Source organism: Chitinophaga sp. XS-30, assembly GCF_008086345.1.
Classification (GTDB): domain Bacteria; phylum Bacteroidota; class Bacteroidia; order Chitinophagales; family Chitinophagaceae; genus Chitinophaga.
On sequence record NZ_CP043006.1, the window covers coordinates 3954167 to 3972118 of the forward strand.

General features: G+C 51.9%; 22 protein-coding genes. 14 read left to right on the forward strand and 8 right to left on the reverse strand.

What is annotated here, in order from left to right; genetic code table 11:
- The first annotated feature begins 41 nt into the window (after window positions 1-41).
- From FW415_RS16100 to FW415_RS16110, 3 genes are all read left to right on the forward strand, one after another.
- Complete coding sequence (locus FW415_RS16100; protein WP_148387062.1) at window positions 42-716, forward strand: metalloregulator ArsR/SmtB family transcription factor; 675 nt, start codon at window positions 42-44, stop codon at window positions 714-716.
- Window positions 717-953: 237 nt separating this feature from the next.
- Window positions 954-2204 carry an MFS transporter gene (locus FW415_RS16105; protein WP_148387065.1) on the forward strand — a complete coding sequence of 417 codons (1251 nt, stop codon included), beginning with the start codon at window positions 954-956 and terminating at the stop codon, window positions 2202-2204.
- A 126-nt stretch (window positions 2205-2330) separates the two neighbouring features.
- A complete protein-coding gene (locus FW415_RS16110) occupies window positions 2331-2729 on the forward strand; it encodes a hypothetical protein (RefSeq protein ID WP_148387067.1) in 399 nt (132 codons plus the stop codon).
- A 471-nt stretch (window positions 2730-3200) separates the two neighbouring features.
- Here FW415_RS16110 and FW415_RS16115 read toward each other — a convergent pair whose 3' ends face one another.
- The 3 genes from FW415_RS16115 to FW415_RS16125 are packed head-to-tail and all read right to left on the reverse strand — an operon-like array spanning window position 3201 to window position 5354.
- The gene (locus FW415_RS16115; protein ID WP_148387070.1) at window positions 3201-3836 is read right to left on the reverse strand and encodes a VIT1/CCC1 transporter family protein; all 636 of its coding nucleotides are present in this window, start codon (window positions 3834-3836) and stop codon (window positions 3201-3203) included.
- Window positions 3823-5070: an ornithine--oxo-acid transaminase gene (gene rocD / locus FW415_RS16120; RefSeq protein WP_305764221.1), complete on the reverse strand. Its 1248-nt coding sequence runs from the start codon at window positions 5068-5070 to the stop codon at window positions 3823-3825. Before rocD ends, FW415_RS16115 begins: the two co-directional genes overlap by 14 nt.
- Window positions 5071-5096: 26 nt before the next feature.
- Window positions 5097-5354, reverse strand: a complete 258-nt coding sequence (locus FW415_RS16125; RefSeq protein WP_148387072.1) for an acyl-CoA-binding protein — start codon at window positions 5352-5354, stop codon at window positions 5097-5099.
- A 228-nt stretch (window positions 5355-5582) separates the two neighbouring features.
- On the opposite strand from FW415_RS16125, the gene lepA reads away from it, so the two are divergent.
- Window positions 5583-7379, forward strand: coding sequence for a translation elongation factor 4 (gene lepA, locus FW415_RS16130; protein WP_148387074.1), 1797 nt, complete (start codon window positions 5583-5585; stop codon window positions 7377-7379).
- Window positions 7372-8025, forward strand: a complete 654-nt coding sequence (locus FW415_RS16135) for a diphthine--ammonia ligase (RefSeq protein ID WP_148387076.1) — start codon at window positions 7372-7374, stop codon at window positions 8023-8025. The genes lepA and FW415_RS16135 overlap by 8 nt, the downstream gene beginning before the upstream one ends.
- Before the next feature lie 61 nt (window positions 8026-8086).
- Here the strand turns inward: FW415_RS16135 and FW415_RS16140 are convergent, their stop codons facing one another.
- Together FW415_RS16140 and manA are read right to left on the reverse strand one after the other, a co-directional pair.
- Window positions 8087-8680, reverse strand: a complete 594-nt coding sequence (locus tag FW415_RS16140) for a DUF6580 family putative transport protein (RefSeq protein ID WP_148387078.1) — start codon at window positions 8678-8680, stop codon at window positions 8087-8089.
- A gap of 37 nt (window positions 8681-8717) precedes the next feature.
- On the reverse strand, window positions 8718-9914 hold the full coding sequence (manA, locus tag FW415_RS16145) for a mannose-6-phosphate isomerase, class I (protein WP_148387080.1): 1197 nt from the start codon (window positions 9912-9914) through the stop codon (window positions 8718-8720).
- 36 nt (window positions 9915-9950) lie between these two features.
- Between manA and FW415_RS16150 the strand changes: the two genes are divergently transcribed.
- The gene (locus tag FW415_RS16150; protein WP_148387083.1) at window positions 9951-10307 is read left to right on the forward strand and encodes a YraN family protein; all 357 of its coding nucleotides are present in this window, start codon (window positions 9951-9953) and stop codon (window positions 10305-10307) included.
- Between the two features lie 125 nt (window positions 10308-10432).
- Window positions 10433-10714, forward strand: coding sequence for a hypothetical protein (locus FW415_RS16155; RefSeq protein WP_148387085.1), 282 nt, complete (start codon window positions 10433-10435; stop codon window positions 10712-10714).
- A gap of 86 nt (window positions 10715-10800) precedes the next feature.
- Here FW415_RS16155 and FW415_RS16160 read toward each other — a convergent pair whose 3' ends face one another.
- Together FW415_RS16160 and folP are read right to left on the reverse strand one after the other, a co-directional pair.
- Complete coding sequence (locus tag FW415_RS16160) at window positions 10801-11610, reverse strand: diadenylate cyclase (protein WP_148387088.1); 810 nt, start codon at window positions 11608-11610, stop codon at window positions 10801-10803.
- Between the two features lie 27 nt (window positions 11611-11637).
- On the reverse strand, window positions 11638-12498 hold the full coding sequence (gene folP / locus FW415_RS16165) for a dihydropteroate synthase (RefSeq protein ID WP_148387091.1): 861 nt from the start codon (window positions 12496-12498) through the stop codon (window positions 11638-11640).
- Window positions 12499-12540: 42 nt separating this feature from the next.
- Between folP and FW415_RS16170 the strand changes: the two genes are divergently transcribed.
- The 7 genes from FW415_RS16170 to FW415_RS16200 all read left to right on the forward strand — a co-directional run bounded on the left by FW415_RS16170 (window position 12541) and on the right by FW415_RS16200 (window position 17711).
- Window positions 12541-13092, forward strand: coding sequence for a DUF1599 domain-containing protein (locus tag FW415_RS16170; protein WP_148387093.1), 552 nt, complete (start codon window positions 12541-12543; stop codon window positions 13090-13092).
- Window positions 13093-13221: 129 nt separating this feature from the next.
- A complete protein-coding gene (locus FW415_RS16175) occupies window positions 13222-14304 on the forward strand; it encodes a BT_3928 family protein (RefSeq protein ID WP_246858768.1) in 1083 nt (360 codons plus the stop codon).
- A 9-nt stretch (window positions 14305-14313) separates the two neighbouring features.
- Entirely contained in the window at window positions 14314-15372 is a 1059-nt protein-coding gene (locus FW415_RS16180) for an ABC transporter permease (RefSeq protein ID WP_148387097.1), read from the forward strand.
- A 144-nt stretch (window positions 15373-15516) separates the two neighbouring features.
- Window positions 15517-16005: an RNA polymerase sigma factor gene (locus tag FW415_RS16185; protein ID WP_246858769.1), complete on the forward strand. Its 489-nt coding sequence runs from the start codon at window positions 15517-15519 to the stop codon at window positions 16003-16005.
- Window positions 15992-16492, forward strand: coding sequence for a hypothetical protein (locus tag FW415_RS16190; protein ID WP_148387102.1), 501 nt, complete (start codon window positions 15992-15994; stop codon window positions 16490-16492). Before FW415_RS16185 ends, FW415_RS16190 begins: the two co-directional genes overlap by 14 nt.
- A 54-nt stretch (window positions 16493-16546) precedes the next feature.
- Complete coding sequence (locus FW415_RS16195; RefSeq protein ID WP_148387104.1) at window positions 16547-17068, forward strand: DUF4252 domain-containing protein; 522 nt, start codon at window positions 16547-16549, stop codon at window positions 17066-17068.
- 73 nt (window positions 17069-17141) lie between these two features.
- On the forward strand, window positions 17142-17711 hold the full coding sequence (locus tag FW415_RS16200; RefSeq protein ID WP_148387107.1) for a DUF4252 domain-containing protein: 570 nt from the start codon (window positions 17142-17144) through the stop codon (window positions 17709-17711).
- Here the strand turns inward: FW415_RS16200 and FW415_RS16205 are convergent.
- Entirely contained in the window at window positions 17650-17937 is a 288-nt protein-coding gene (locus FW415_RS16205) for a DUF721 domain-containing protein (protein ID WP_148387109.1), read from the reverse strand. The genes FW415_RS16200 and FW415_RS16205 overlap by 62 nt on opposite strands.
- Between the last annotated feature and the right edge of the window lie 15 nt (window positions 17938-17952).

The following is a 17952-nucleotide window of genomic DNA, read 5'->3' on the forward strand; positions in this document are numbered from 1 at the left end:
TCTTTTCGATAGCTTTGTGCTAAAGCAAAAGCGAACAGGGGATGAACAAAAGAGAATTTAAGGATAATGTCTACACCGAGTTGTCGAAAGTAGCCAAAGCGATGGCCAATCCTCATCGGCTGGAAATCATAGATCTGCTGGCACAGGGGCCATTTTCGGTAGAGCAGATCGCTGGTTATGCCGGCATGTCTGTTGCCAATGCATCACAACATCTGCAAACATTAAAAAATGCCAAGCTTGTTAAAGTATCAAGAAATGGCAACTTTATTCATTATACATTGACGGGTGCAAATGTCTTCGATGCCTGGGCAGGGCTGCGCGAACTTGGTTTTGCGTACAACGCGCAGGTGGAAAAGGTAATTCATGATTTCAGAAAAGGCCATAACAGCGGGATGGATGCTGTAGACGCAGCGTCATTGCAAAAACTGCTGGATCAGGATGAGATCATACTGTTAGATGTCAGGCCGGAAGAAGAATACAACCGCGGGCATATTCATAAGGCAATATCCGCTCCCGTTGAAAAGCTGGAATCCTTCCTCAGAAAGCTGCCCAGGGGGAAAATGATCGTAGCCTACTGCCGTGGCCCGTTCTGTGTGTATGCCGATGAAGCCGTTGCGCTACTTAAAGGCAAAGGCTACAAGGCCAAAAGAATGGATCAGGGCTACCCGGAATGGCAATTGAAAGGCTACCCGATTGAAATTTCAGCAGAGCAATAGCGTGTAGTGAGGCATATACATTAGTTGAAAGTGGTAGAAGTTCTGCCACTTTTTTTTATGCGCATAACTGCAATTGCAGTGTCAAACTTGTCCCATCTATTCAATAATTACATTGAATAGATGGGGCTTTCCATTACCTTTACGACGAACTTAAAACAGTGCTTTAATGAGAACACCTGCAATTGCCGTTGTTCAGTGTCAGAGGTGTGCTGTTTCCTGAATGCATAAAAACTGATTATGGAGGAGATCAGATTAGGATTAAAAGAAAACTGGAAACAGTTCGCCCTGCTGGTGCTGGTGAATATGCTGGTAGGTGGAATGGTCGGTCTGGAAAGAACGGTCGTACCACTGGTAGGCACCGATGAATTCAAGATCGGTGCTGAAATTGTTATTTTCTCTTTCATCATAGCCTTTGGCGTAGTGAAAGCCTTTACCAATCTTATATCGGGCGTACTGGCCGACAAATACACCCGGAAGCGGATTTTAATTACCGGTTGGTTGGTTGGCCTGCCGGTACCCTTCCTGCTTGCCTGGGGTCCGGCCTGGAACTGGATCATCGCAGCCAATATACTGCTGGGCATCAGCCAGGGACTTACATGGTCCATGACCGTAAACATGAAAATTGACCTGGTTGGCCCTAAGAAGAGGGGCTTTGCGATGGGGCTTAATGAAGCCGCCGGATACGGCGCAGTTGGCCTCACAGCCTTGCTTACCGGGTATCTGGCTGCCAGATACGGCTTGCGGCCAGCGCCATTCTACATCGGCATCCTGTATAGCATCGCAGGGCTGGCCTTGTCCATATGGCTTGTACGGGATACGCGCGCCCATGCCCGCCTTGAGTCAGTGCAGGTTGCACAGCAACAGGCTCCCGGCGAAAAGTTTCATAAGCCCAACCTGTTGTGGGTATTCCGCGAAACGTCGTTCAGGAACAGGAACCTGTTTGCCATTTCCCAGGCCGGCCTGATCAACAATCTGAACGATGGAATGTCCTGGGGCGTCTTTCCCTTGCTGTTCATATCAGCGGGCGTAAGCCTGGAAGGCGTTGGCTGGATTAAAGCGGTATATCCTGTGGTATGGGGTTTCGGTCAGATCGTCACCGGGCCCCTTGCGGACAAAATCGGCAGAAAGCCGCTGATCGTATGGGGCATGTTCGTACAGGCATTCGGGCATATGGTGATCGGGAGTACATTCCTGCCCGCGCTTGCAGCGGGACTGACCGGCTCTGTGTTGCTGGGCATTGGCACAGCAATGGTCTACCCCGCACTGCTGGCAGCAGTCAGTGATACCGCACATCCATCCTGGCGGGCTTCCTCTCTTGGGGTTTACCGGTTCTGGAGAGACATCGGCTATGCAGCAGGGGCGTTAATGGCAGGGGGCGTAGCAAGCCTGTTCGGCCTTGTATGGGCCGTACATATTGCCGGGATCATTACTTTCCTGTCCGGCCTTGTGGTGATGGTGAAAATGAAAGAAAGCAAAGCGTATCAGTAACATACCCACCAACGGGGGCAAAGCTATCCGCTTATCCTTATTCAGGTACTTTATCAGGCTGTATCTTCCGCTCACATTTTTCTTTTCCGTTTTTTCCCTTTTACTTTGCCTGTTCAATTAAAAACAATGTCCAGAACCACTATCATCGGCATCGCAGCCATCATCCTTGTGATCATCAGCGCTTTTCTTCCGTGGATATCCATCCATGCGGACGGGCAGCATATGGTATTCACGGGCCTGAATACCGAAGGGTCCAGCTTCGGGGAGCCGGGTAAATTAAGTATAGGTGTGTCTGTATTGATACTGGTATTGTTTCTTCTTCAAAAACAATGGGCGCTGCGCGTGAATCTTTTTACCACCGCTTTTCTGGCGGCATGGACTTTCCGGAATATGCTGATCTTTTCCCGTTGCGAGATGGGCATCTGCCCGGAGCAGAAAGCCGGCCTTTACCTTTCCATGCTGGGCGCTTTCGTGGCCTTTGGCTGTGTGGTCTTCCACCGGAACCGGCGGGCACGGCGGCAGTGAACCGGTGTTCAGTACCCGTAAACCCGTAGCAGGATTTTCTTCTGTACCCCAAAAGCCTGTAAAGCAAACCCTGTATTTACATCACCGTACCCTGTGAAGCTTTTCCAGTATAGGACAAAAGCTCCACCATCCGCTCGTGTCAGGTAGATAAAGTACCTATAAGGTACTGTTAAAGTACTGTTAAAGTACTGTTATAGTACCCATAAGGTACCTTTATAAAGAGGTGCTTTATCAATGCTTTGATAGCGGTATGATAGTATGATGGATATTCCTCAAACTGCTCACTTCTCCCCATTGCCAACGGGCTATCAATGCATCATTCATGGCGATCCGCCTCAATAGCCCAAAGGCACGGGCTGACCCGGTGGGACGGGATCAAATAAAAGCGGGTGGCTCCGATCAGGGCCGCCCGCTTTTATTGAAAATACCCGTTTAATTTTATGAAGAAGGGAATCACCCGGCGCCCGCCCGCTATATCGCGGAAGTGATCAGGTATGATGCCAGCAGCACCAATGATCCGGTGATCAGGTAACGGAAGGCAAGCCGCACAGGGCGTTGCCCGGTAATGCGGGATTTCAGCATGGCAAATACCAGGAGAAAAACAAGACTGAGTGTGAGGCTCACCTTGGCGGCGGCGTTGAAATCCTCCTGCATCAAAAACGGCAGAAAGGCCACCAGTCCACCCAGCAGGAAAAATATGCCGGTAGCCAGCATGCTCCTGACCGCGGGCAGCCAGCTGTAGCCGCGGAGCTGCACCTGTTCCTGCCGCAGGGTCTGTTCCCACTGCTGCTGGTCCTGCTGCATTTCATCCGCAATATGGGAGATGGTGTCCTGCGTGAGGTCCAGCCCCTGCAATTTCCGGTGCTCTTCGGGGCTCATCCTGCCTTCATCGTCATGTTCCCCGCGGTTGGCACGGAATACAGCGATCATCATCAGCAATGTGGACGCGCCGAGCAACAGCAGGTGAATGGTATAGAAAGCCTGCACGGTGAGGGCTTTGGTATAGAGTATCTGTGTGGAGAACAGCAATAGCAACAGCCCGTCGGGGAAGCCGATCATCATATCTGTTTTCCATCCGGAGCTGCGTATGGCCTTATGTTGCGTCATTGGTAAGTGTTTCAAGGCTTTTTTGAATAATGCCCACACATTCGTCTACCTGCTGCGCATTGATCAGCAGGGGCGGGGCGAAGCGGATCTTGTCCCCATGCGTTGGCTTGGCCAGCAGGCCGTTTTCTTTGAGGGCCAGGCACAGCTCCCAGGCTGCGTCTTCATGCGGGTGGTTGATCACAATGGCGTTGAGCAACCCTTTCCCTCTAACGAGACTGATGAAGGGGGAACGGATGGCTGTTATGCCTTTCCGGAGGCGTTCGCCCATCACAACAGCATTTTCCGCCATGCCTTCGTCCCGCAGCACTTCCAGCGCGGCCATGGCGACTTTACAGGCGAGGGGATTGCCGCCATAAGTGGAGCCGTGTTCGCCGGGCCGGATGGTCAGCATCACTTCATCGTCCGCCAGCACGGCGGATACCGGCAGCATGCCGCCGGAAAGGGCTTTACCGAGGATCAGGACGTCCGGGCGCACATTTTCATGGTCACAGGCCAGCAGTTTGCCGGTACGGGCCAGGCCGGTCTGTATCTCATCAGCCATGAACAGCACTCCGGCATCGCTGCAGTATTGCCTGGCTTTGGATAAATAGCCTTCATGCGGCACCATCACACCGGCTTCACCCTGGATGGGCTCTACCAGGAATCCGGCAACATCTTTATCCTGCAGCGCCTGTTCCAGCGCGGGCAGGTCATTAAAGGGAATCACTTCGTAACCGGGCATATAAGGCCCGAAGTCTTTCCTGGCCTGGGGGTCTGTACTGAAAGACACCACATTCAGTGTACGGCCGTGAAAGTTGTTGGCGCATACGATGATCTTCGCTTTGTTCTCCGGAATGCCTTTTACGGCATATCCCCATTTGCGGCACAGCTTGAGGGCCGTCTCCACCGCTTCCACCCCCGTATTCATCGGTAAAACCTTGTCGTACCCGAAATATCGGGTAATATAGGCGGAGTACTCACCCAGCAGATCGCTGTAAAAGGCGCGGGAGGTAAGGGTGAGCCGTGATGCCTGTTCTACCAGCGCCGCCACTATCTTCGGATGGCAATGCCCCTGGTTAACGGCGGAGTAACCGGACAGAAAATCATAATATCGCCTGCCGTCCACATCCCACACAAAAACACCTTCACCTTTGGTCAATACCACCGGCAGGGGATGATAATTATGCGCGCCGAACTGTTCTTCAAGGCCGAGGAAATGCTGTGTTTGCTCACTGATCATGTAATCTGGTACCATACCTTCAAAGTTACGCCATTCGGTTTTTATCCTTTTAATTTATTCACCAGGTCCACATACGCCTGCATCGCCTCATCTTTCGTTTTTCCTTTCAGGGAGGTCCATGCATCGAATTTCGCTTTGCCGACGAAGTCGAACGGATTGGCAGGCGGCTCTATATTGATATCGCCTTCTGTAGCCTGTTTGTACAGCGAATAAAGTTGCAGCAGCACATCATTATCAGGCTTGGATGCGAGTGTTTTGCTGGCCGCTACGGCCTCTTCGAATTGTTGTTGCAGCGCCATGTTCTGGTTTTTCCTTTAAAAGTAAAGAAATAGGGGCAGAAACGGCCACGGAAAAGTGTTTATTCATGCATAAAATGAATGTTTCATGTGACGCCCGAAAAGAGCGGCACGATCGCATAAAAGAAGCATAAAATTTAATACCTTTGCGCCTCGAACTTTGCCTGAGCTGCGATGGAAGCGGAAAAACAGTCACCGTGGCCTTAGAACGCAGCGCACATTGGAATATATATGAAGAATATCCGGAATTTCTGCATCATTGCACATATCGACCATGGTAAAAGCACCCTGGCGGACCGTTTACTGGAATTTACACACACCATTTCCGACCGCGATATGCAGGCGCAGGTGCTGGATGATATGGACTTGGAGCGCGAGAAGGGCATCACCATCAAGAGCCACGCCATCCAGATGAACTATACCGCAAAGAACGGGGAGGTATATGTCTTCAACCTGATCGATACCCCCGGCCACGTAGACTTCTCCTACGAGGTTTCCCGCGCGCTCGCCGCCTGTGAAGGCGCCTTGCTGCTGGTGGACGCGGCCCAGGGCATTCAGGCCCAGACCATTTCCAATCTCTACCTGGCACTGGATAACGACCTGGAGATCATCCCGGTTATCAATAAAATTGATATGGACGGCGCCATGATCGAGGAGGTAAAAGACCAGATCATCGAACTGATCGGCGTGAAAAGCGAAGAAATACTGCTGGCCTCCGGCAAAACCGGCATCGGCATCGAGGATATACTGGAAGCTATCGTGACCCGCATTCCGGCGCCGAAGGGTAGTCCTGACAGCCCGTTGCAAGCCCTGATCTTCGACAGCATGTTCAACTCCTTCCGGGGTATTATCGCCTATTTCCGGGTGTATAACGGCAGCATAAAGAAAGGCGACAAGATCAAATTCATCAATACCGGCGAAGAATACTTTGCGGATGAAGTAGGCATCCTCAAACTCGGCCTGCAGCCTGAAAAAGAAGTGAAGACCGGCGATGTGGGCTATATCATCACCGGCATCAAGAATGCGCGGGAAGTGAAAGTGGGGGATACCATCACCCTCGCCAACAATCCTTATAAAGAAGCGATCAAGGGTTTTGAAGAAGTGAAACCGATGGTATTTGCCGGTATTTTCCCGGTAGTGACGGAAGATTTCGAGGAGTTGCGGGATTGTATGGACAAGCTGCAGCTGAATGACGCTTCCCTCACTTACGAGCTGGAAACTTCCCAGGCCCTGGGCTTTGGCTTCCGTTGCGGGTTCCTGGGCATGCTGCATATGGAGATCATCCAGGAGCGGCTGGAGCGGGAATTCAACCAGACGGTGATCACCACCGTGCCGAACGTAGGCTTCATTGCCTATGACACCCGTGACGAAAAGCCCATCATTGTGAACAACCCGGCCGAGATGCCCGATCCTACCAAGATGTCCCGCATCGAAGAGCCGTTTATCCGCGCGCAGATCATCTCCAAGCCGGAATATATCGGGAATATCATGACCTTATGCCTTGGCAAACGGGGTATCCTGATCAACCAGAGTTATCTTACCACCACCCGTGTGGAACTGATATTCGAGCTGCCGCTGACGGAGATCGTATTTGACTTTTATGACAAGCTGAAGAGCCAGACCCGCGGGTATGCCTCTTTTGACTATACACCCATCGGGTTCCGCGACAGCGATATCGTAAAAATGGACATCCTGCTGAATGGCGAGAAAGTGGATGCGCTCAGCGCCCTGATCCACCGCAGCAGGGCCAATGATTTCGGCCGCAAGCTCTGCGAAAAGCTGAAAGAGCTGCTGCCGCGCCAGCAATTCCTCATCGCCATCCAGGCGGCCATCGGCGCCAAGATCGTGGCGCGCGAGAACATCAGCGCCATGCGGAAGGACGTAACGGCCAAATGTTACGGCGGCGATATCTCCCGGAAACGTAAACTCCTCGAAAAACAGAAGGAAGGTAAAAAGCGGATGCGCCAGATCGGCAATGTGGAAGTGCCGCAGGAAGCCTTCCTGGCCGTACTCAAACTGGATGACTGATCACCGATTTATCTGTTCCTGGAGTGGCGGGAAAGACAGCTGTTTCGCTTTCATGGAAGCTGTGCGGCAGGGGCATCACCCCCTCGCGCTGCTGAATATGATGAACGAGAACGGCCGCATATCCCGCTCTCACGCCCTCCCGGCCTCCCTGCTGCAACAGCAGGCAGCTGCACTCGCCCTGCCGCTCACCACCATTGCCAGTACCTGGCAGGAGTATGAAACGAATTTTACCGGCACATTGACCGGTCTCGCAAACGAATACGGGGCCACCGCCGCCGTTTTCGGGGATATAGACCTGCAGCCGCACCGGGAATGGGAAGAAAAGGTCTGCTCCGCCGCGGGTATCGAAGCCCTGCTTCCCTTATGGCAGGAAGACCGGAAAACATTGGTGTACCGTATGCTGCAATCCGGCATCCGCTGCCTGATCGTTTCCTGTAATGCTCATTTGGGCGAAACCTTCCTCGGAAGGATACTGGACGATGTGCTGATTGCAGACCTGGAGGCAAAGGGAGTGGACGTGTGCGGAGAGAACGGGGAGTTCCATACCCTGGTTGTCGATTGCCCGCTGTTTGCCGTGCCGGTGGTTTTACCGGCTTGCCGGAAAGTGGAGCATGAGGGGTATTGGTTCCTGCAATGGGATGCCTGAACCGCGCATAAAAAAGGCGACAGGGTGCCTGTCGCCTCTCAAATAAGATATTTAAATAATTCTACGCAAATAACTCATTATCAGATTCTTCCCGCACAATAACGGGTTTCAGTAAAGCATAAGCCCCAAAGAGCAATCCGGTGTAAAATATATTGCCCATGATGGTATTCAGGAAGAAGCTGCCGAACATTTCTGCTTTGTAAAACGGAATGGCGCTGTAATAGCAGGCCAGCAATCCGCTCAGTGTATGCGGGTACATATCCCGGAACAGCCAGGTGCCGAAGTTGGACATCAGGAAGAACATCAGCCCGGAGCCGATGGCGGCCAGCAGGATGTTGCCGGCGTTCGCTTTGCGGATGCGGGTACCGATATAGGTGGTGAGCACAAAGGCAATGTACACGAACAGCATTTCGCCGCCGTAGAAACCCTGAATGCTGGTAAAAAGCTCAAAGAACAGGTCGCTCAGGAAGAGCGCGGCCAATGGAACGATGTAAGCATACCGTTTATTTTTCAGCACCACGCCAGCAAACAATGCACCGGCGCCTATGGCGGTGAAGTTATAAATGCCCATATGGTTGGTCACCAGCCGGCCGAGAATGGTCAGGAAAATCAGTCCTGCGATGAGGGAAACTTTGGATATTGTCTCTTTCTTCATATTGCGCTTTTGCTTTAAACGATGTAAAGGTAATGAATTATGGTATAGATGCCTTGAAGATCACCGTTTGCACTTCCGCGGCGATGCGGTATTGCTCCCCGAAGGCGGCGAAAACGGACCGGCCCTTTTGCAGCGGCAGCTCCGCGGAGCCGCTGGCCACAGCTTTTCCATCCATAACGATCCATATTTCCGGTGAGGTGGCAGTATGTTCGTACACATCCCCGGGTTTCAGGACGATGGTGCTGATGGCAAAATCCGGCGCGGGGGTAGGGTAGCGCTGTTCCTGGCCATTGTGTACGGCTTCCCCTTTCAGGATGTGCGGATATACGGCTTCGAAGCGGGTATGTTTCAGCAGTTCTTCCACATCAATATGCTTCGGCGTAAGGCCGCCCCGCAATACGTTGTCGGAATTGGCCATCAGTTCGGCATTCTGCCCTTCGAGGTAGGCGTGGGGGATACCGGCATCCTGGAAAACGGCTTCTCCCGGTGCCGCATATACGATATTGAAGAAATAGATGGAGAAGATCCCCCTGTCCAGCCGCCCCATACCTTCCGGGTCGTTCGCAATGGCCCGGCCGGCCCAGAAAGCGGGGTCTTTCTTATCCAGCTGATGCTGCTGATAAGCCGGCAATACCCGTTCCGCCAGGGGGCGAAGCATGCTGTTCACCTCATCCTGCGGCATTTCCATGACCTTTTTATACAGGCCGAAATAACCTTCCTGGTCAAATACCGGCCGCCAGCGGGGAAATTCCGGTACTTCGCGAAGCACGGCCTTCAGTTTATTTTCCGGAAGAAAACCATGCAGCAGCCAGAATTCGCTGAGCGCCACCATGATCTCGGGTTTGTGGTTATCGTCCTTATAATTCCGGTTCGGTGCATTGAGCGGGATGCCGGCTGCATTTTCGCGGGCAAATCCTTTTTCCGCTTCCGCTTTGGTGGGATGTACCTGTATGGACAGCATATCTTTTACATCCAGTATCTTGAAGAGGTAGGGCAGTTGTCCGAAACGGTCCGCCGCCGCCTGACCAAGTATTTCCGCCGGCCGCGCCGCTATATATTCGTTCAGGGGCTGTTCATCTACCAGTGAAGGTGCGCTCTGATGCGCGCCCATCCAGTATTCCGCCGCAGGCTGGTCCGTTACGGGCAAGCCCAGCAGGGTGGGGATGTAAGAATAGCCACCCCAGGCATAATGTTGTACCTTTCCGTTCAGGTAAAATAATTTCCGGTTGCTCATGATTCCATTGTTAGGTTGTAAAAATATATAAATCGAATGGCTTCTCATCACGAGTTGGGGAAAAAGGGCGAGCAGCTGGCTGTGGCGTTTCTCCGGCAAAAGCAGTATGATATCCTGCATTGCAACTGGACCAGTGGCCGGAAGGAGATCGACATCATTGCCCGGCAGGGCGGGACTATTGTTTTCATAGAAGTAAAAACGCGCAGCACCCAGTATTTCGGCATGCCCGAGGAAGCCGTGCATTACCGCAAGGAAGCATCGCTGCAACAGGTGGCTGACCGCTACCTGGAACAGCACGGTCTGCAACCCGAGGCCATACGTTTCGATATCATCTCCATTACCTTTACTGCGGCAGGGTTGCAGGAGATATTACACCTGGAAGACGCCTTCTGACCGGCTTAACATCGCCTTAACAAAATCGGTCATATAAGGATAAAAAATGTTGTATCTTTGGCTTCCGATCGATATGATCATCTCCTGTAAAGAACCGTTTGAAATTATCCCTTAAAGCGGTTCATATGTATATCTGGAGTTTGATTCTGTTTACGTTCACTCATACGGCTACCATGCGGCAACTGCCTTCAGCGCCCGGCGTTCTTTGTATAGCGATGCCTGTACTGGAATGGCAGGAGGGTACGGTGCCATGCACGATCTACAATGAACGGCTGGAGCCGGAGAGGATGGTGCCGCTGGCGGGAGGACATAAAAAGGGCGTGTACACGTTACAGTTAAAGACGCTGCCGGCAGGAAGATATGTGGTGGCCGTACAGCAACAAATGACAACAGTTATCATCAACTAACATATTATTCTCAGAGTCATCCCCCCAAACATAGATCCTCCGGTGTAATAGCCGGAGGACTTTGTATTTTAAGACGTGGCTGTGGTTCAGTACCCATCCACCAGTACTTCATACAGTTTCACTTTCAGTTCTTCGAGCGATACGTTTTGCGTCAGCTGCCCGTCCTGCGCATAGGAAACGGTGCCTCTTTCCTCGGAGACCACAATGGCCAGATTATCGCTATGCTCCGTGATACCCACGGCAGAGCGGTGCCGCATGCCGATGCGGGTAGGCAGGTCAGGATTTTCGGATACCGGCAGGATCACCTTGGCCGCGAGTATCTTGTTGCCGACTATGATAAGTGCGCCATCATGCAGCGGGCTGTTCTTCTCAAATATGCTTTCCAGCAACTTTGCGCTCACATTTCCCTCTATGGCTATGCTGGAAGCGGTATCGAACTTTACGCGGTAGGTAGTGGCAATCACGATGAGCGCGCCTGTTCTGGCTGCCGCCATATGGCTTACGGCCACAATGATCTCGTTGATGATATGCTCTTCTTCCTTGTAGCTTTTGAACCGGTCCGGCAGGAACAGCTTGGTCAGGAAGCTGTCTTTACTCAAAGGGGTTTTCTTGCCCAGCACCAGCAGGAATTTTCGTATCTCCGGCTGGAAGATGATGATAATGGCGATCAGGCCCACATTGATAAAGTTCTCCAGGATATTCGTGAGGATGGGCATTTGCATGGAGCGTACGAGAAAATACGCGGCATAGACCATCAGCAAACCGATGAATATATTGAAGGCCAGGCTCCCTTTCAGCAGCCGGTACAACTGGATGACGAGGAAAATGACAATCAGCAGGTCCACCACATTCAGCCAACGGAACTCAAATCCATAAAATTTATATACGTCCTTCATGCAGTAAAAATAGAAATATTTAGTTAGCTATAATGTGTTGAGAAACGAAACAATCTTTACCGCTTCCATGGCCTCTTTTACATCATGCACCCGCAGGATAACAGCGCCCTGCTGCAGGGCGAGGGTATGCACGACCGTTGTGCCATTGAGGGCTTCGGCGGCATTGGTATGCAGCAGCCGGTGTATCATGGACTTCCGGGAAACGCCTGCCAGTATGGGCACTTCCAGTATTTGGAGGGTATGGAGGTTTTTCAGGAGCCGGTAATTATGTTCCAGTGTTTTGCCGAAGCCGAAACCGGGATCGATGATCACGTCCCGGATGCCGAGCTGCCGGCATTGATGGACCTTGTGGATAAAGAAGTCAAGCACTTCGCGGGCAACATCTTCATACTGCGGGTTCAGCTGCATGCTGGCGGGCGTGCCCTGCATATGCATGGCAATGTAGGGAACATCGAGATGGGCGACGGTGCTGAGCATCCGGTCATCCATTCCGCCGGCGCTGATGTCGTTCACAATGGCTGCGCCGGCCAGGATGCATTTCTCCGCCACGCTGGCATGGTAGGTGTCTACAGATAGCAGCGCCTCAGGATAATGGTGCAGGATGGCGTGAATGGCGGGTAACAGGCGTTCCGTTTCTTCGGCGGCGCCGATCTCCGGGGCGCCCGGGCGGGTGCTTTGGGCCCCGATATCCAGTATCGCCGCACCCGCTGCCAGCATAGCGCCGGCCCGTTCTGTAATATGATGCAGTTCACGGGTACGGCTGCCGGCATAAAAGGAATCATCCGTAACATTAATAATGCCCATCACCACAGGTCTGGAAAGATCTGTCAATTTTCCCCGGCACCTGATGGTAAATTCTTTATGTAAAACTGTATTTTTGAAACTCATTGAGTTGGCAATTTAATATATCTGCCGCTAAATGAGACCATTATGAGCAGAACATCGGAACAATATCAACGTATCATCAACAGCAGCAAGGAGATATTCATTAAAAAGACGAAAGACTACGGCACATCCTGGAGGGTATTGCGGCCGATATCGATCGTGGACCAGATCTTTATCAAGGCGCAGCGCATCCGGAACATACAGGAGATGGGCAAACAGAAGGTAGACGATGATATCAGCAACGAGTTCAGGGGTATCATCAACTATGGCGTGATCGCCCTGATGCAGATGGAATTGCCCGATGAGCCTTATAATGACCTTCCCCTGGATACCGTTTCCAGCCTGTATGACGCGAAGATCGGCCTTATCCGCCAGGTGATGGAGGACAAGAATCACGACTACGGAGAGGCCTGGAGGGATATGAGCCAGGAATCCTTTACGGACCTCATCCTGACCAAGCTGTTGCGGGTAAAGCAGATCCTGCGGAATGACGGCAAAACGCTGATCTCCGAAGGAATGGACGCCAACTATACTGATATCGTCAATTATGCCGTTTTTGCCTTGATAAAACTGGAAGAAGCGAAACATCAACTATGAAACGCCCATATCCAATGCATGCCGGGCGTTCCATCCGGCCATTCATAAACAACAAATTCTGAGCGATGAAGCCGGCATTGTCACGGCTCCATCGGACCTGTAAATAGTAAAAATTATATTCGGATGAAAATGATCCTTATCCTATTTCGCATCCTGGTGGGGGTGCTGTTCATTTTCTCTGGCCTCATCAAAGCGAATGATCCGCTGGGCCTGAGTTATAAAATGGATGAATTTTTCGAGGTGTTGCACCTGCACGCCCTGATACCCTTTTCCCTGATCTTCTCCCTGATCATGAACGCTTTCGAGATCATTGCAGGCGTTGCCGTGCTGCTGGGGTACCGCATGCGTATTTTCTCGTTCCTGCTGCTGCTGCTCATCATATTCTTTACGTTTTTGACGGGCTTTGCCCTGTACAGCGGTCTAATCAGGGAATGCGGATGCTTTGGCGACTGCATTAAACTGACGGCGGAACAGTCATTCTGGAAAGACGTGATCCTGCTGGTGATGATCGTGGTCATATTCATTTACAGAAAACAGATCAATCCGTTCCTCTCCGCCCGGGCAACCGGACTGCTGATGATCCTGGCAGTATTATTCCCCGTGGCCTTGCAATGGTACACGCTGGCGCACCTGCCCATCGTGGATTGCCTGCCTTATAAACCCGGCAACAACATCCCGGAGAAAATGAAAGCGCCCCCCGGCTCAACGCCTGATGTATATAAGACCGTACTGATCTATGAAAAGGACGGCAAACAGGAAAAGTTCACGGAAGAGAACTTCCCCTGGCAGGATACAACCTGGAAGTATGTGGACCGGCAGGACGAACTGGTGAAGAAAGGGAATGCGGAACCGGCTATCAAGGATTTCATCCTGACAGATTTTGACGGCAATAACCAGACCGAGGCCGTACTGACCGAAACACGGCCGATGTACCTCTTCCTGGTGCGGGATGTGAAAGAAGCCGGCAGGGGATGGGAAAACAAAATGAAAGCCCTGCAGGAGCAATGGAAGGCGGGAAAGATCATGATCTATGGGGTGACCAGTTCCAACCGTGCTGCCGTTGAGCTGTTCAGCGAAGAGCGGGGAACGGAATTTCCCTTTCTGCAGATGGACGGCACGGCTATCAAGACCGCCGGGCGCAGCACGCCCTGCCTGATTCTGCTGGACCAGGGCACTATCCGCGGCAAGTGGCATTATAACGACATTCCGTAACAACCATATATGTTCCGTTTTTTCCTTCGCAAGCTGGGATATGGCATCCTCGTTCTCCTGGGCGTGGTGATCATTATCTTCCTCCTGTTCAATGTGCTGCCGGCAGACCCTGCCCGGCTGACGCTTGGTCAGCGGGCTGACGTGACCTCGCTGGAGAACGTGCGGAAGGAGTTGCACCTGGATAAACCGATGGGCGTACAGTTCCTGCTGTACCTGAACGATCTGTCGCCCATCGGTATCCACAGCAAAGCAGAGCAGCAAGCCTCTCTGAACAGCTTTCCCCTGATCAGCCTGGGAGGGGAGCGGGACCTGGTGATCAAAACCCCGTACCTGAGAAGGAGTTACCAGGGGAAGAAAGACGTCTGGGAGATACTCACCGAAGCATTGCCCGGCACCCTGGTGCTGGCGTTGGCGGCGATGATCTTTGCCACCATTGCCGGTATCGCCCTTGGCATTTTGTCAGCCGTCAAACAAAATACCTGGATGGATACGAGCGCTGTTTTTGCCAGCGTGATCGGCATTTCTGCCCCATCTTTCTTTACCGGGATCATCCTGGCCTACCTTTTTGGTTTTGTGTTAAGCGATTACACCGGTCTGCATATGACCGGCAGCCTCTTCGATATCGACCCCTTCGAAGGGCGCATCCTCAATTTGCGCAATCTGGTGCTTCCGGCTATAACATTGGGGATCAGACCATTAGCTATTATTGTACAATTAACACGAAGTGCCATGCTGGACGTGCTGGGGCAGGATTACATCCGCACAGCCTATGCAAAGGGGCTGAGCGGCAGGACCATCCTGTACAAACATGCCCTGCGCAACGCACTCAACCCCGTGATCACGGCAATCACCGGCTGGTTTGCTGAACTTTTGGCAGGCGCCTTCTTTGTGGAGTATATTTTCGGATGGAAAGGCATCGGCAAGGTTACGGTGGACGCGCTGGAGAAATTCGATTTCCCCGTAGTGATGGGCGCAGTACTGTTTACTGCCGGGATCTTTGTGATCATCAACCTGCTGGCCGATGTATTATACAGCCTCGTAGATCCGAGGATCAGGTTAACCAATTGATTGCCAGTCTTCCCGAAATATTTCCGGAAATTTTGTAACAAAGTATTTTACCGGTCGTCTTCTTAATGTAACACATTTGAAAGGGCATCTCCTTCCGCCAAACTAAACATCTGTATGTCGTCTGAAGTATTTATGACTCAAATCATGCCTATCAAGCAGAAGCTCTATCGCTTTGCGCTTCGTTTGCTGGGTAATGAGGAGGATGCGAAGGACATCATTCAGGACGCCCTGATCAAAGTGTGGCACAACAAGGAAAAAATGGGAGAATTGCAGAACCTGGAAGCATGGTGTATGCGCATTACCCGCAACCTGGCGCTGGACAAGATCAAAAGCCGGAAATACCGGATGACCGATGATCTTGGCCGGGCGCAGGAAGTTCCGGCAAGCCCGCAGCACAACCCGCATCAGACCGCAGAAAAGAGCGATCTGATGCGCCGGGTGCACGGGCTGATCAATAAACTGCCGGAGAAATTCCGCACGATCCTGCAATTGAGGGATATGGATGGGTTGAGTTACCAGGAGATCGCAGAAGTGCTCGAAATAGAAATGAGTGAAGTGAAAGTAAACCTGCACCGCGCGAGAAAGCAGGTACGTGAACAATTACAAAATTTGCATGTGTATGGAACACAGTAACATCCGGGAATTACTTGAAAAGTATTGGGCCTGCGAAACCTCCCTGGCCGAGGAAGCCGAACTGCGCCGGTTTTATACGGAGTATTCCGGCGAATTGCCGCCCGATCTCCGTGAAGCAGCGCCCCTCTTTCAATATTACCAGGAGGGGGAGGAGATGACCATGCCGGAACTGTTCACTGACCGGCCGGCGCCTTGGGAATCCGGCACAGTCATCCGCCCGTTCTGGCACAGCTGGATGAAATATGCCGCCGTGCTGCTGATGGCCGCCGGTTTTGGTTACGGCATATTTTCCTTCGAACAGCGCCGCAATGCGCCGGAAGAAACTTATGCCATGCGCGATACTTATTCCGACCCGAAGCTGGCTTACCAGGAAACACAACGCGCTTTACAGATACTTTCCCGGAACCTGAACAAAGGCAAGGAACAAATGGAAAAGCTCAGCTATTTCCATGACGCCACCGAAATGATCCGGGGAAATAACAACTAACGGCTATTCTGGAACTGCATATCAACAACTTACCGTAACACAAATCAAAGCATCATGAAACGTATCCTTTTCATCATAGTCGTCGGTCTCTGCTGCAGCCAGTATGCTTCAGCGCAGGTCATCGACAAATTTTTCAGGAAGTACCAGGATGATCCTTCCTTCACCGTGATCAATATTACGCCGAAGATGTTCTCCATGTTCTCCAAGTTGTCTGTGGACGACCCTGACGTGCAGAAGCTGTCCAATGTGGTCGGCAAACTGAAAGGGCTGCGCATCCTCGTCAAGGAAAATACGAAGGACGGCAAGAAGCTCTACACAGAAGCCGCCCAGTTCCTGACCGCAGACCTGGAAGAACTGATGACGCTCCGCAACGAAGGCGCTGACGTGAAATTCATGATCAAAGAGAATGCGAAAGGCAATATCGCGGAACTGATCATGCTGGTGGGAAGCCCGAGTGAATTTGTGGCGCTGTCGCTCTTCGGGGATATCAGCCTGAACGAGATCGCCGAAATTGCCGGGGATATCAAGATCGACGGTTTCGAGAACCTGTCCAAACTACCGAAGAAGAAAAAATAAGCAAGCAAGAAAACGCCGTCCTCCATCCGCGGCGTCTTCCTGTATAGTATATCACCTGTAAACATGACCCTTTATGTACCGTACTTTACTTATACTCGCTGTTTGTTTCGCCTTATCCGCAACTACCGCCTCCGCACAGCGCAAAGAGCTGCGCCGTTTCACGAATGAATACAGCAGCGATGCCCATACTTTCAGCATCGGCCTGAGCTTTCTGCCATTACGGGTGGTGAGCTGGTTCATTCCCGCCAGGGCTTTCGACGGTGATGCCCGTGATATCAAATGGGCGCTGAAAAAGGTCAGGAGCCTCCGCGTTTATACCATAGCAGGCGAGGAAGTGACCCGCGAATCCATTGATCTGCTGAAAGAAGACCTGTACCGGTCAAAACAATTCGAGCCGCTGGTGGAGTTGAAAAGAAAAGGGGCTAATGTGCAGGTATTGAGCCAGGGAAAGGATGAGGACCGGCTGGACCATCTGGTGGTGCTGGTGCAGGAGGAAGAAGCGACCGTAATGATGCACCTGCGCACGAAGATCACGATGAAAGACCTGAGCCGCCTCGTGAACAGGCTACAGGATGAAGATGCTATCGTATCATTACCTCTTTCACGATCTCCTCGCCAAGCATCTCATTCACAAGGCGAATGATCCTGTCCTTCGAATAATTCAGTTCCTGTTTGAGCGGCGCTACGGTAGTGGTGATCACCAGTTTATTGTCAAACAGCTGAACGCTCTCTGTATAACGTGCAATGGTTTTCCCCACCACCTGTTCCCAGTTTTCCTGTATGCGCACTTCCATCAGCCGCGGTTTGAAACGGCTTTTGTTCAGAAATTCCTTCAGTGCATCGCCCATGCTGACAACCTTGTAACGCATGCGGCAAAGATAGGG

Excerpts from the sequence above, each read along its gene's own strand:
- FW415_RS16100 (WP_148387062.1), top strand. The coding sequence starts at position 42 with ATGAACAAAAGAGAATTTAAGGATAATGTCTACACCGAGTTGTCGAAA.
- FW415_RS16105 (WP_148387065.1), top strand. The coding sequence starts at position 954 with ATGGAGGAGATCAGATTAGGATTAAAAGAAAACTGGAAACAGTTCGCC.
- FW415_RS16110 (WP_148387067.1), top strand. The coding sequence starts at position 2,331 with ATGTCCAGAACCACTATCATCGGCATCGCAGCCATCATCCTTGTGATC.
- FW415_RS16115 (WP_148387070.1), bottom strand. The coding sequence starts at position 3,836 with ATGACGCAACATAAGGCCATACGCAGCTCCGGATGGAAAACAGATATG.
- rocD (WP_305764221.1), bottom strand. The coding sequence starts at position 5,070 with ATGGTACCAGATTACATGATCAGTGAGCAAACACAGCATTTCCTCGGC.
- FW415_RS16125 (WP_148387072.1), bottom strand. The coding sequence starts at position 5,354 with ATGGCGCTGCAACAACAATTCGAAGAGGCCGTAGCGGCCAGCAAAACA.
- lepA (WP_148387074.1), top strand. The coding sequence starts at position 5,583 with ATGAAGAATATCCGGAATTTCTGCATCATTGCACATATCGACCATGGT.
- FW415_RS16135 (WP_148387076.1), top strand. The coding sequence starts at position 7,372 with ATGACTGATCACCGATTTATCTGTTCCTGGAGTGGCGGGAAAGACAGC.
- FW415_RS16140 (WP_148387078.1), bottom strand. The coding sequence starts at position 8,680 with ATGAAGAAAGAGACAATATCCAAAGTTTCCCTCATCGCAGGACTGATT.
- manA (WP_148387080.1), bottom strand. The coding sequence starts at position 9,914 with ATGAGCAACCGGAAATTATTTTACCTGAACGGAAAGGTACAACATTAT.
- FW415_RS16150 (WP_148387083.1), top strand. The coding sequence starts at position 9,951 with ATGGCTTCTCATCACGAGTTGGGGAAAAAGGGCGAGCAGCTGGCTGTG.
- FW415_RS16155 (WP_148387085.1), top strand. The coding sequence starts at position 10,433 with ATGTATATCTGGAGTTTGATTCTGTTTACGTTCACTCATACGGCTACC.
- FW415_RS16160 (WP_148387088.1), bottom strand. The coding sequence starts at position 11,610 with ATGAAGGACGTATATAAATTTTATGGATTTGAGTTCCGTTGGCTGAAT.
- folP (WP_148387091.1), bottom strand. The coding sequence starts at position 12,498 with ATGAGTTTCAAAAATACAGTTTTACATAAAGAATTTACCATCAGGTGC.
- FW415_RS16170 (WP_148387093.1), top strand. The coding sequence starts at position 12,541 with ATGAGCAGAACATCGGAACAATATCAACGTATCATCAACAGCAGCAAG.
- FW415_RS16175 (WP_246858768.1), top strand. The coding sequence starts at position 13,222 with ATGATCCTTATCCTATTTCGCATCCTGGTGGGGGTGCTGTTCATTTTC.
- FW415_RS16180 (WP_148387097.1), top strand. The coding sequence starts at position 14,314 with ATGTTCCGTTTTTTCCTTCGCAAGCTGGGATATGGCATCCTCGTTCTC.
- FW415_RS16185 (WP_246858769.1), top strand. The coding sequence starts at position 15,517 with ATGCCTATCAAGCAGAAGCTCTATCGCTTTGCGCTTCGTTTGCTGGGT.
- FW415_RS16190 (WP_148387102.1), top strand. The coding sequence starts at position 15,992 with ATGGAACACAGTAACATCCGGGAATTACTTGAAAAGTATTGGGCCTGC.
- FW415_RS16195 (WP_148387104.1), top strand. The coding sequence starts at position 16,547 with ATGAAACGTATCCTTTTCATCATAGTCGTCGGTCTCTGCTGCAGCCAG.
- FW415_RS16200 (WP_148387107.1), top strand. The coding sequence starts at position 17,142 with ATGTACCGTACTTTACTTATACTCGCTGTTTGTTTCGCCTTATCCGCA.
- FW415_RS16205 (WP_148387109.1), bottom strand. The coding sequence starts at position 17,937 with ATGCGTTACAAGGTTGTCAGCATGGGCGATGCACTGAAGGAATTTCTG.